General features: G+C 30.5%; 13 protein-coding genes. 7 read left to right on the top strand and 6 right to left on the bottom strand.

Features of this window, described 5'->3' with window-relative positions:
• Positions 1-118 precede the first annotated feature (118 nt).
• Positions 119-1246 (top strand): aminofutalosine synthase MqnE, encoded by a 1128-nt coding sequence (gene mqnE, locus L3J35_02615; protein MCF6365073.1) that lies wholly within the window; start codon positions 119-121, stop codon positions 1244-1246.
• Between the two features lie 115 nt (positions 1247-1361).
• Here the strand turns inward: mqnE and L3J35_02610 are convergent, their stop codons facing one another.
• Entirely contained in the window at positions 1362-1862 is a 501-nt protein-coding gene (locus tag L3J35_02610; GenBank protein ID MCF6365072.1) for a hypothetical protein, read from the bottom strand.
• Between the two features lie 195 nt (positions 1863-2057).
• Between L3J35_02610 and mreD the strand changes: the two genes are divergently transcribed.
• Genes mreD through rodA form a run of 3 tightly spaced genes read left to right on the top strand, consistent with a single transcriptional unit; the run spans position 2058 to position 5786 of the window.
• Complete coding sequence (gene mreD / locus L3J35_02605; protein ID MCF6365071.1) at positions 2058-2570, top strand: rod shape-determining protein MreD; 513 nt, start codon at positions 2058-2060, stop codon at positions 2568-2570.
• Positions 2571-4358, top strand: coding sequence for a penicillin-binding protein 2 (gene mrdA, locus L3J35_02600; protein ID MCF6365070.1), 1788 nt, complete (start codon positions 2571-2573; stop codon positions 4356-4358).
• A gap of 9 nt (positions 4359-4367) precedes the next feature.
• Positions 4368-5786, top strand: coding sequence for a rod shape-determining protein RodA (gene rodA, locus L3J35_02595; GenBank protein MCF6365069.1), 1419 nt, complete (start codon positions 4368-4370; stop codon positions 5784-5786).
• A gap of 65 nt (positions 5787-5851) precedes the next feature.
• Here rodA and L3J35_02590 read toward each other — a convergent pair whose 3' ends face one another.
• The 4 genes from L3J35_02590 to L3J35_02575 all read right to left on the bottom strand — a co-directional run bounded on the left by L3J35_02590 (position 5852) and on the right by L3J35_02575 (position 8840).
• The gene (locus L3J35_02590; protein ID MCF6365068.1) at positions 5852-6232 is read right to left on the bottom strand and encodes a DUF1987 domain-containing protein; all 381 of its coding nucleotides are present in this window, start codon (positions 6230-6232) and stop codon (positions 5852-5854) included.
• Between the two features lie 48 nt (positions 6233-6280).
• Positions 6281-6832 carry a SiaB family protein kinase gene (locus L3J35_02585; protein MCF6365067.1) on the bottom strand — a complete coding sequence of 184 codons (552 nt, stop codon included), beginning with the start codon at positions 6830-6832 and terminating at the stop codon, positions 6281-6283.
• A gap of 78 nt (positions 6833-6910) precedes the next feature.
• Positions 6911-8056, bottom strand: coding sequence for a class I SAM-dependent RNA methyltransferase (locus L3J35_02580; GenBank protein ID MCF6365066.1), 1146 nt, complete (start codon positions 8054-8056; stop codon positions 6911-6913).
• Positions 8046-8840 carry an SDR family oxidoreductase gene (locus L3J35_02575; protein ID MCF6365065.1) on the bottom strand — a complete coding sequence of 265 codons (795 nt, stop codon included), beginning with the start codon at positions 8838-8840 and terminating at the stop codon, positions 8046-8048. Before L3J35_02575 ends, L3J35_02580 begins: the two co-directional genes overlap by 11 nt.
• Positions 8841-8914: 74 nt before the next feature.
• Between L3J35_02575 and L3J35_02570 the strand changes: the two genes are divergently transcribed.
• Entirely contained in the window at positions 8915-9751 is an 837-nt protein-coding gene (locus L3J35_02570) for a formylglycine-generating enzyme family protein (protein MCF6365064.1), read from the top strand.
• 1 nt (position 9752) lies between these two features.
• On the opposite strand, the gene L3J35_02565 is transcribed toward L3J35_02570, so the two are convergent.
• Complete coding sequence (locus L3J35_02565; GenBank protein MCF6365063.1) at positions 9753-11543, bottom strand: gliding motility-associated C-terminal domain-containing protein; 1791 nt, start codon at positions 11541-11543, stop codon at positions 9753-9755.
• A 257-nt stretch (positions 11544-11800) separates the two neighbouring features.
• Between L3J35_02565 and L3J35_02560 the strand changes: the two genes are divergently transcribed.
• Entirely contained in the window at positions 11801-12085 is a 285-nt protein-coding gene (locus L3J35_02560; GenBank protein MCF6365062.1) for a hypothetical protein, read from the top strand.
• A 265-nt stretch (positions 12086-12350) separates the two neighbouring features.
• On the top strand, positions 12351-13241 hold the full coding sequence (locus L3J35_02555) for a WYL domain-containing protein (protein ID MCF6365061.1): 891 nt from the start codon (positions 12351-12353) through the stop codon (positions 13239-13241).
• The last annotated feature ends 4 nt before the right edge of the window (positions 13242-13245 follow it).

Genomic DNA, 13245 nt, shown 5'->3' with positions numbered 1-13245 from the left:
TTTTTTTATTCTTATGTAAAAAATCTGCAAAATATACCCTCGATATTATCAATCGAGGGTTTTTTTATTTATTATTGTGTTACGATTCTTATTTAGAATAAATATATATAAGCAAAAAATGATAAATAATATAAATACACTAATAAGCAATAGTAACATAAGTAACAGCCTTAAAAAAATTACTGAAAAAGTTATAAATAATATTCGAATTTCTGATAAAGACGGGTTGTTATTATTTCAAGAAGCAGAACTCGGATTTCTGGGAATGCTTGCTAATTATGTTCGAGAGCAAAAACACGGCGGTAAAACTTATTTCAATAAAAATTTTCATATAGAACCTACAAATATTTGTATTTATAATTGCAAATTTTGTTCTTATGTGCGAAAAATAGGGCAGGAAGGTGCTTGGGAATTCAGTATTGATGATATTTTAAAAACCGTAGAAAGTTACAAAGGCAAAGGTGTTACCGAAGTGCATATTGTAGGAGGCGTACATCCTAACAGAGATTTGCATTATTACGGCGGAATGATGCAAAAAATCAAACAAATTATTCCTGAAATTCACATAAAGGGGTTTACGGCGGTTGAACTTGAATTTATGATTAAAAAAGCAAATATGCCGCTTAATGAAGGTTTGAGGAAATTAAAAGAATACGGATTAGACTCAATACCGGGAGGAGGAGCTGAAATTTTTCATCCGGATGTAAGAAAAGAAGTTTGCGACGAAAAAGCATCAACAAGTATGTGGCTTACAATTCACGAAACAGCTCATAAAGTTGGTATTCCGTCTAATGCAACAATATTATACGGGCATGTTGAAAATTATTCTCACAGAATTCACCATCTTTCAAAACTTAGAGAATTACAAGACAAAACCGGCGGGTTTAATACTTTTATTCCGCTGAAATACAGAAAAGAGAATAATAATTTGTCACATATCGGTGAAGTTACTTCAATTGAAGATTTAAAGAATTTTGCAGTTTCCCGAATTTATCTTGATAACTTCCCGCATATAAAAGCATATTGGCCTATGCTCGGGAAAAATATCACACAACTGTCTCTTTCATACGGTGTTGATGATGTTGACGGGACAATAGACGATTCAACAAAAATTTATTCAATGGCAGGTGCAGAAGATAAGAATCCTAAAATGTCAACACAGGATTTGGTTAAACTTATAAAGCAAGTTAAACGAATTCCTGTTGAAAGAGATACAGTTTATAATGTGATAAAAATGTATGATTAATTAGAGAGCTTCATAAAATATGAATTTTTCCGGAAATCCTCTTGTTATGATTGGCAGATTTACTTAGGAAACACACCTCCCTGCAATTTCTTTGCATATTTTATTATGTATATTTTTAAAAATGAAAACCTAATCTTATTGCTCCCCACGGAAGAAATGGCGAATCTCTTTTTACCGAATATGTAGCAGCGGCTTCAATCGCAAATGTAAATCCTCTGTCGCCGGAATATTGAATGCCTACGGGCGAATATAAATGTAACCGCCTTTCCGTGGTTTCTTCAAATAATCTGATAACAGGTACACTTGCTGCATATAAGCCGGTGTACGGTGTCCAGTTTTTATTTGTATTTCCGAAGAGATAATACTTAACACCTCCGTAATAACCTGCAATACCAGCACCAATTTCTGCATTTAAGTAAGGTTTTATAAAATAGTCTGCCGAAAATGAAAGAACGTATGCCGGACTTCCGATTAAAAAATTTATTCCGAAACGATTTTGCAGCCTGGGATTATCTTCTCCTCCTGTTTTTGAATTTACCTCCGATTGAGATTGTGCAACAAAACCTGCAAATAAAAAGAATAGTGTTGTTAAAAATAAAAAGCTAATTTTTTTCATGTTAATTAAGGTTAATTAATATATTCTTTTATCAAATATAAATCAAATTTTGTTAAGGGTAAAAAAAATCGGTATTTATTTTAAAGTAGCGGAATTTAAAAAATGGTTAGGATAATAATTAAAAATAATTTATTTAAATAACGATAAATAACTTTTATCTTTGAGCTGTTTATAAATTTATTAAATTATTGACTCTTGACTTTAAATGTACTTCTGAAATATATCGGAAAGTTTGTTTTTCTTGTGTTATTGCAAGTTCTTGTGTTAAATAATATTAATTTAACCGAATATGGAATAACCCCATATTTTTATATACTTCTTATTCTTTTATTGCCTTTCGGAATACCGGACTGGGCATTACTATTATTTGCATTTTTCTTGGGTTTATTTATTGATATGTTTTCAGATACGGGAGGTGTACATGCGTCAGCAACAGTTTTTATTGCTTTTTTAAGACCTTTTGTGTTAAAAATGCTAAGCGGAAGAGACGGTTATGCTCCAGAAACTTCTCCGCGAATTTCATGGTACGGTTTTAACTGGTTTTTTAAATATACCGTAATACTTGTAATAATCCACCATCTTATATTTTTTTTAGTTTTGGAATTTAGTTTTGCTCACTTTTTAATAACATTACTTAAAGTTTTTATTACAGGCTTTTTTTCGACTATTTTAATAATTATAAGTCAATATTTAGTATTTAGAAAATAATTGAAAACTAAAATTTTCATAATAGGTCTTATTATCATAACAACTGCAGTTGTTTTCATTGCGAAGTTATTTTTTATTCAAGTAGTTGATATAACTTATAAAGTTTCGGCAGATAATAATACTTTACGATATGTAACACAATATCCGTCAAGAGGAAAGATATTTGACCGGAACGGAAAAGTGCTGGTAAGCAATAAGGTATATTATGACTTAAAAGTTGTTCCTAAAAGTTTATTGTCGTTTGATACTGCTGAGTTTTGTTCTCTTACAGATATAAAAAAAGATGAGTTTATAATTTCGATAAAACAAAATAAGAACTCTTACCGACCTATTGTAGTAAAAAAGCAAATTGAAAACAGTGAATATGCTTTAATTCAGGAACAGTTATATAAGTTTCCCGGGTTTTATGTTGAAAAAAGAACATTAAGAGAATACCGCAAGTTAATTGCGGCACATCTTTTAGGCTATACAGCAGAGGTTAGTGTTGAAGAACTTAAAAGCGATAATTATTATAAATCAGGTGATTACATAGGTAAAAGTGGAATAGAAAAAGTATATGAAAAGGTTTTACGAGGAAAAAAAGGTGTAAAAATATATATTGTTGATGTTCACGGAAAAGTTCAAGGTCATTATAAAAACGGAAAGTATGATGAAGAAGCTATTGCAGGCAAAAATTTAGTTTCGACAATTGACAGTGAGTTGCAAGAGTACGGAGAACAATTATTGCAAAATAAAATAGGCAGTATTGTTGCCATTGAACCCGAAACAGGAGAAATTCTAACTTTAGTTTCAAGCCCGGGCTACACTCCTGATTTATTTGTGGGAAGAAAACTTTCTGAAAATTACGGAAAAATTGAAAAACAAAAAGGGAAACCACTTTTTAACAGAGCATTAAGATCGATGTATCCTCCCGGCTCAACTTTTAAGTTAGTAAATGCACTTATTGCTTTGCAACAAGAAGTAATTAATTCAAGAACCGTATTTGTAACATACGGCTATGATGCCGGAACACATATAGTAGGAGATCATATAAGCGGAGCAATAACATTTCAAAAAGCAATACAATTTTCCAGTAATGCGTATTTTTGTAATGTGTATAAAAGAATGATTACAAATAAGATATATCCTAATTATGCAACTGCATACGAAGCTTGGAAAACTTATGTCGAGTCTTTCGGATTAGGAATAAACCTAAAAACAGATTTAGGCTTTGAAAAAAGCGGAATTTTGTATTCTCATTCTTACTTTGACAGATATTACGGAAAAGGAAGGTGGAATTACAATACAATAATATCATTAGCAATAGGTCAAGGAGAATTGGGGTTTACACCGCTTCAAACAGCGAATATGATTTCGGCAATTGCTAACAGAGGTTATTATATTACTCCGCACATTATTAAAGAAATTGAGGAAGACACTATTGATAATAAGTTTAAAATAAAACATTATACAAAAGTTGATGAGAAGTATTTTAAACCTGTTATTGATGCTGCCGAAAAAGTAGTTTCGGAAGGAACGGGTTATTCTGCTTATACATACGGACTTGATATTTGCGGAAAAACCGGAACGGTACAAAATCCTCACGGAGCCGACCATTCAATTTTTATAGCATTTGCCCCTAAAGATAATCCTAAAATAGCAATTTCGGTTTATGTTGAGAATGCAGGTTTCGGTTCAACGTGGGCTGCTCCTATTGCAGGATTAATGATTGAGAAATATTTAACGGATACAATTACAAAACCTTGGCAAGAAAAAAGAATTTTGAATGCCGATTTTATGAAAAAATAAGAATATTTTATGGCTGTAAATTCAAAAATAGTACAAAATATTGATTTGCTGAGTATTGTTATATATTTAGTTTTAGTTATTATGGGCTGGATGAATATTTATTCATCTGTTTATGACGGTTCATCTTTTGATTTTAGTTCAAGATACGGAAAGCAGTTGATAATGATTATTATTAATATTATACTTTTAATAGGTATTTTATTTTTAAACGGTCAAATTATTCCGACATCTTCTTATTTTGTTTATGCCTTAATGATTTTTGCTCTTATTGCAGTTTTGTTTTTGGGAGATAAAACCGGAGGTTCACGTTCTTGGTTCAAAATCGGAAGTTTTAAATTACAACCGGCTGAGTTTGCTAAACTGGCTACTGCTCTTGTTGTTGCAAAAGTTGCCGGCAGAGAAAACTTTAAGTTAACCGGAAATGCAAAAAACTTTTTTACAATTGCTGCTTATATTATTTTTCCTGCATTTTTAATTCTTATGCAAGGTGATGCCGGTTCGGCACTTGTGTTTTTAGCCTTTATTTTTGTACTTTACAGGCAAGGTTTGTCATTTTATTGGCTTTTAATAATTTTCATTGAAATATTAGTATTTACAGCCTTCTTTTTTGTTGATATTTATCTGATATTTATAGTATTATCTGTTGTTTCATTATTTGCATACAGATTAGTAACAGGAAATAAAAAGGAAACCGTTATTGCTTTTTTTATTATGGTGCTAATTGTTTTTGCAGAATTAGCCGTTGTTGCTTTTTTAAAAATAGATGTTCAATTACATATACTGATTTCAATTTCTATACTCATTGTTATAGGTCTTGCAATTATCAAGTCGCTGAGAAAAAGAACATTAAAACCTTTGCTTATTCCTGCTTTGTTGTTATTTTATATAATTTCTGCTTACTCTGTCGAGTATGTTTTTAATAATGTATTACGAAGCCACCAGCAAGACAGGATAACCGTATTATTTTATCCGGAAAAAGATATAACTGGAGTCGGTTATCAAACCCATCAGTCAAAAATAGCAATAGGTTCCGGCGGTTTTTCGGGAAAAGGATATTTAAAAGGAACCCAAACAAAATATGATTTTGTGCCTGAACAAGATACTGATTATATATTTTGTACCGTAGGTGAAGAGTGGGGTTTTGTTGGTTCTTCATCAGTAATAATTCTTTTTACATTTTTGATATTGCGAATAATATTTTTAGCAGAAAGACAAAAATCAATTTTCAGCAGAATTTTTGGTTACTCGTTAGCAGGAGTTTTGTTTTTCCATTATTCAGTTAATATTGCGATGACAATAGGTTTGGCACCGGTTATAGGAATTCCTTTGCCCTTTTTCAGTTACGGAGGCTCTTCTTTATTTGCTTTCTCAATTTTCTTATTTGTGTTTTTAAGGCTTGATGCTGAACGAAATCTGTTGTTTATATAAACCAAAAGAGGAAAAATAAAATATTTTTCCTCTTTTTAATAAAGTCTATATATTACTAAAAAGTATTATTCTTCCATTTCAATCATTTTAAATGGGATTTTCAAGATAGATTGGTAGTCTTCTCCGGCTTCCAACATATCTTCATCGTCTTCCTCATAATACCAATTAATAATCACATTATTATCATCTTTGTATATAGATTCAAGTTTTTTAAATACATCAAGAATACATTTTGACGAACTTGTATTAAAATATTCAAGTTTAATATTAACCTCTGTTGATTCTTGCGGACTTTTTCCGTATTCATCTAACCAATCAACAAGAGGTTTGTAAAATTCAATTGAATTTTCAGGAATTGATTTTCCTTCAATTTGCATTTTACCTGTTTCTGCATTAAAAGTTACATCAGGTGTTTTTCGTGTTCTTTCAATTTTTATAGACTCCATAATTAATTTTATTGTTTTTCTTATTTGACAAATTTAATAATCATAATCCTAAATTGCAATTCTTAAGCTAAAAAAAATGTAATCTTTATCAAAATTATAAAATTTATAAGTTAAATTATTCCCTGTTCGCTTTACTAAATCAATCATTCCTAAACCTCCGCCGCCTTTTTCTGAGAACTCTTCATTGTTTAATATCAACTTATATAATACTTTAACTTCATCTTTTGATAAAAAATTTAACTGATCTATTCTTTCTTTTAAAACCCTTATATTGCTTTTCTTAATGAAATTACCTGTAATAATTTGGTATTTATCAGATGTTTTTGTATTTAAAACAAAAGCTATATTCTTTTCTATATTTGTTCCGTTTACTTTGTTAACCTCAGGTTTATCAGAATGGTGATAAAGGTTTTGCAATGTTTCGACTGCAATATAATAAACTCGTTTAAAAATCTTCGTTTTTTCACCTTTTTCCAAAAGAATATCTTCTATCTCATCTAAAATATCACTAATCTTATTTTCTGAGATTACTCCCATATATGAGAAAAGTGCATTTTCTCCTGAGTTTTTTTTATACCAATCGGATAAATCAAATGACATTAATAAATGCTTGGTGTTATACAAAATTTTAACAAATATATAAAAAAAAACAAAGACACAAAATAATGAATTATAAAGCTAATAAATTTCATATTTTAAAAGCTTGCATTCAATTTTTCCGTTATACAAATTAATTTTTTGCGAAGGTTTAAGCCCTATATGTTTAACGGCTTCCGGGTTGCCGGAAAAAATATAACCTGTCCAGCCTTTAAACCCTTGTTTAAGCGTATCTCCGGTTTCTTTGTATAATTTATTTATATTATTAGATTTTATTCTGATATCATAAGGCGGATTTGTAATAATTAGTCCTTTTTTATCTTCAAATCTTGAGTTAATAAAATCTTTTGTTTGGATGTTAATAAAATGTCTTAAGCCGGCATTTGATATATTTCTTCTTGCAATTGTAATAGCTTTATCATTAATATCAGTTCCTATTATTTTAAAAGGAATTTCCTTTTTTATTTGTTTCTCTGCTTCTCGTTTTATCGAGTTCCATACTTTATAATCATAATCAGCAAATTTTTGGAAACCGAATTTTTTTCTTAAAAAACCGGAAGGAATATTCATGAAAATTCGTGCAGCTTCTATCAGAATAGTTCCCGAACCGCACATCGGGTCATAAAAATATTCAATCTCTTTATAATCAGACATCATAACCATTCCCGCAGCTAATATTTCATTTAAGGGAGCAATGTCTGTATCTCCTCTGTACCCTCTTTTAAATAATGCTTCTCCTGATGTGTCTATTGATAAAGTGCAATAATCTCCTTTTATGTGAAGATGAATTTTTTTGTCAGGATTTTTTGTGTCAACTGAAGGGCGTTCTTTATATTTATCCGTAAAATAATCAACAATTGCATCTTTTACTTTTAATCCTGCAAAGTGAGAATGTTTATGAAAACTTGAATGAACGGTATTACTAATTACAAATGTTTCCTTTAAGGTCAGAAACTTTTCCCAACTTATTTTTTTTGCTTTTTCGTAAAGAATATCTGAACTTTGTGCTTTGAAACTGTCAATTTTTAATAAAACATTTAAAGCTGTTCTTAATAAATAGTTTGCCTTATAAATTACTTTTAAATTACCTTTAAAACTCACTGCTCGTTTCAATATAGTAATTTCACTTGCTCCGATTTTTTTTAATTCGGATGCCAATATTTTTTCTAAACCGTGAAATGTTTTTGCCGTAAGTTCAAAAATATGTTCTTCTTGTTTATCTGACATCTCGTTTTCGTATTATTTTTGAAAATAATTTAGGAGAAAAACGCTTAATATATACACCTAAAATCTCTTTCCCGCCGCTTATTACTTCATGTTTTCCTTTTTTTATTGCTTTTAAAGCTAATTGTGCAAAATCATCGGGCGAAGTTCCTTTTGCAGCTCCCGGATCGTTAATGTTTTGGGAAGAGCCGTCTTCCGTAAGAGCATTTATTGCAATTTTAGTATTGATATATGCAGGGCAAAATAATGTTATTTTGATATTGTCCTCATATACCTCAGCTCTTAAAGTGTCAAAAAAACCGTGCAATGCGTGTTTTGATGCTGCGTAAGCAGTACGTAACGGGATTTCAAATTTTCCGGCTAAACTGCTCATTGCTGCAATATGACCTGATTTATTCTTAATCATTTCCGGCAATAATGCTTTGGTTAACAGTACTGTTCCGAAATAATTAATGTCCATAATTCTTTTGTCAACTTCAGGTATCGTATCTTTCGCTAATGAACGTTGGCTCACACCTCCGATGTTGAAAAGAATGTCAACTTTTTTAAATTTCTCAATTACGGTTTTAACCAAACCGGGAAATTTATCATGTTCCCTGAGATTAAAGGGCAAAATAAATATATTTTCGGGTTCAAATTTGCAGTTATTTTTAACTCGTTTCAATTCTTCAGGTTCATGCGAAGAAATAATAAGTTTTGCTCTCTCATTATTAAAAGCATAAACCATAGCTTCTCCGACACCGGAAGATGCTCCGGTAATCCAAACTATCTTATCTTTAAAGAACATTATTCAAATATTTATTAGTTTTGCGTGCAAACTTAGTTAAAACTTTTAAATTATTTTGTTAATACATGAAAACGATGAACCATATAATTATTCTTTTTTGCTTACTTTTAAGTAACAGTTTTTCCTCATTTTCACAAAATGTCTTTTCCGATACGGCTTTGGTTTATATTGAAGGAGGAACTTTTTATATCGGATGTAATAATTATGATGAGGATGAAAAAAACGGGAAAAAAATAAAAATTTCCGATTTTTTTATAAGTAAGTTTGAAATAAGTAATCGGCAATATTGTGATTTTTTAAATTCTGCAAAAATAAATTCAAATAAGTTGCCTTCTTATATAAAGATAAGCAAAAACCGAAAAGATAATATTGCAATTTTTAAAGAAGACGGTATTTTTTATGTAAAAGATGGTTTAGAAGATTATCCTGTTGTTTTTGTAAGTTGGTTCGGAGCGAATGCTTTTTGTGATTTCTACAATTTAAGATTGCCTACTGAGGCAGAATGGGAGTTTGCAGCCAAATCTAAAAAGCATTCTGTTTTTAAGAAATGTAAAATATTTTCAGGAAGTAATAATGTTGATGAGGTTGGTTGGTATAAAAATAATTCCGGCAATAAAGTTCATAAACAAGGTTTAAAGAAAGCAAATAAATTCGGATTATTTGATATGTCGGGTAATGTTGATGAATGGTGTGAGGATTGGTATGTTGCTGATTACTATAATAATATGCCTTCTGAAAATCCTTCCGGACCTAAAAAAGCAAATTTCAAAGTTTACAGAGGCGGTTCATGGTATAATACCGAGAAAATGCTGAGAGTAACAAACAGAAGAGCTGCAAATCCTGTTTCCCGGAAAGCTACGATAGGTTTTCGTGTCGTAAAAGATATTGCTGTTTTTTGTCCTGTCAAATAGTTTACCTGAATAAATGAATTGTTCCCGTAGTTTCAGTTGAAATTATGGTTTCGTCATTATTATCAACTTTTTTTATTTTGTCCGGGTTTCTCACACCTTTATATATTATTCCGTCTTTACCTGTTGCTTTTATTACATAAAAATAAACCCCCGGTGATGCTTTTATACCTAACAAGTTTTTACCGTCCCATCCTTCATTAATAATTTCATCCATGCTGTTTGTGTGGTAAACTCTGTCTCCCCATCTGTTATAAATTGTCATTTGAAATTCTTCCATTCCGGCTAAGCTTTCCTTCGGTATCTTAAATGTTTTATTTATTTCGTCATTGCTGTCCGGGCTGAACATATTCGGTATATTACTTAATTTTGAAGGTTCAACCGTTACTTCAATTGTTACGGTATCAGTATCTGTACATCCGTTCTTATCTGTTGCATACAGTATAACTTCATATTCTCCTTTTTCAATATATTTGTGAGAAACTGTGTCAGTTGTTCTGTAGGCAGTTTCTTTATCTCCGAAGTCCCAATCTCTTTCAAATGCCCAACTTGTTTTATCCGTAAAAACTATAGTGTCATTTTCTTGAACCGTTGAGGCTGCATCAATAACAACTTCTTCAACTAAAAGGTTTATAAATGTATCTTGCGGACATCCCCAATTTGTAATAACATGGTAATTATATTTTTTTGTTCCGTAAGAATCCGGGGAAGCTGACGAATTTGAAATTATTGTATCACCCGATGTAATTACTGAGCTTGCATTTATGTTATTCCCCGACCAATATGTTCCGTACAAAATATTATTAACTATATTATATTGAACCAAAGTATCTTTGAATTTCCAAACATCAGGTAAAATATCTTTTCTGAAAACAATATTCCACGAAAAAATAAACCCACTGTCAAGTTCTTGGTTATCATCAATTTCAATAGTCCAATCTCCGTTTAACGAACATCCGATTAAATTATCAAAACTTTCATCGGGCAAATATGAACTTGAAGGAATTATAGCATCTGTTGTATTGCTGTTCATTGTTGCTGTTCCTGAAACCTGAGACCAATAATAAAAATAAGCTTCATTTAACACAGTATCTCCGAGAAGTGCATGATTTGCAGGTGCATAATCTTTTAAAATAACCGAATTTCCGTTTTCGCACAAAAGTTTAATTTGCAAATCGCCCATATCGGCATGTAAAATGTTTATTCCTATCGAATCAATGTATCCGCTTTTATAAACTGAATCTAAACCGAATTCATCAAAGTTTAAAACAGATGTATAACCGTCGTTAAATTCAAAAAAATCATAAGGGTTTTCAATTATTTCATAAACAGGCCCATCTTCCCAAAGTTCAGGATATGCTTTTCCTGTTATGGGTGCTGTACTGCTTATACAAATGCCGTCTTGTTCCTCGGGTAAATTTACTTTTGTTCCTTCATAATTCGGTCTCATTGCTACTTTCAAAGGTAAAATTGCAAATCCCTCATTTGCACCTTTTGTAACCTTTAATTTAATTCTGTAACCTCCGCCTTCCGAAAAAATATAAGTAACAGAGTCAACATCAGTCCCGAAAGGTTTTATGCCGTTGTCAAAATCCCAAAAATATTCGGCTCCCGTAACAGGGCTTCCGCCGTCGGTAACTATTGCTTCAAAAATTATGAGAGAATCTCTGCAAGCACTAAGTGTGTCACCATCAGAAGGATATATCGGAACAATATTACTTGTAATTGAGATATCTAATTGAGAAAAACTGAAAAGCGGAAATAAAATGAATGTTAAAATTAAATGTTTTTTCACACCGTAAAATTTATGCAAAAGTAATAAATCCTGCAAAACAAAAAACTTATGTTTTGTTAAAATTGAATTGCTTATTTCGTTACATATATTTTGTAAACAGAAAAAAACAAAAAATATTTTAAACAAATAATAAAAATATAAACTTCAAATTTCTGTTGTTGCTACTTTTCGGAAAAGTTCTTAATTAATATTCGTTACGACATATTTTGGCTTTCTCGAACTATATTTTTGTTGAAAATAAATAAAAACAAACAGCTATGACAAATCAAAACAACAAAACAAAAAGAAGAAAAGGAAAAGGATGGATTGTATTTTTTATTTTCGTTATCGGTGCAACATTACCTTTTCATTATGTGCCGGAATCATTAATGGTATTCCCGAAAAACAATCTGACATTCAGTAATACAATTATCTTGCAAAAAGATATTGATAACTTACTCAGAAGATATAATAATGCAAGTCGTTATGAGAAACTTGCAATGAAAGAAGAACCTTTATTCAGAAAACTAACCGAAAAAGGAATTATTTACGAACAAAAATAAGAGTACCTATACTTTGCCGAAGTTTCATTAAAGATTTGCAATTAATTTTGATATAACGACATATTTTGTCGTTATATTTTCGTATCTTTGAAAAAACAAAATATTAAACACCCGTAATAAACAAGTTTAACACAAAGAAGCATGACTAACAGAATCACAATTACTTGCATACAAATTATGTGTTCCTATGTGCAGAGCAACACAAATATAATAAATAACGAACAGTGTTCAACTTGCACAATATTAATTGCAAAATTTTAGATACATGAAATCAAAATACTTTCTTCGGTATCAGTTTATAATTGAAAAACTTCAAAGAGTTAAAGCAATTTATGAAGAAATTGAGCAGTTTCTTACAGATAAATTCGAAATGCTCGGATACGAATTTAACTATTCTTTAAGAACTTTTCAAAGAGATAAAAATGATATTGAGAATATTTTCGGTATTGAAATAAAATACGACCGTTCCGAAAAAGTTTATTTTATTAATGAAAACGAAATGAGCGAATCGGCAAAAATTTTATCCGATGCTTTCACTTTGTCCGCCTCTTTGCAACTTTACGATAATTTTTCGGAATTTATAAGTTTGGAAAAAAATAATTTCGGAAAACGGGGAATGTTTTATGATATTGCCGAAGCCGTTAAAAATCAAAACCTTATAAAATTGTGGTATCAAAAATTTTATGAAAAAGAACATACGGAATACCGGCTTGAACCTCTTGCTTTAAAAGAATTTGAAAAACGTTGGTATTTAATTGCCCGAAAAATGCCTGCCGCCGAATTAAGAACTTTTTCTTTCGATAGAATTATTCATTATGAAATTTTAAAATCTAAATTTAAAGAACGGAATTTTAATCTAACCGAATATTTTAAAAATTTTTACGGTATTATAACAGATGAAACAACACCTTTTGAAGAAGTGATTTTATCTTTCGATGCTTTCCAAGGTAATTATATAAAGTCTCTGCCTTTGCACGGCAGTCAAGAAATTATAAAAAATACCGAAGATGAACTCGTTATAAAACTGAAACTCCATATCACTTTCGATTTCAAGCAAAAATTATTATCTTTCGGAAGTAGTATGAAAGTTTTAAAGCCGGATTTTTTGAGAGATAAGATAAAAAATGAGTTTTTGAAGGCAATTGATGAATACTAAATTA

The sequence above is a fragment of the Bacteroidales bacterium genome (genome assembly GCA_021648725.1).
Lineage (GTDB): Bacteria > Bacteroidota > Bacteroidia > Bacteroidales > JAADGE01 > JAADGE01.
Note: the sequence above shows the minus strand (reverse complement) of the source record. Positions and strands in the feature narration are given on the sequence as shown.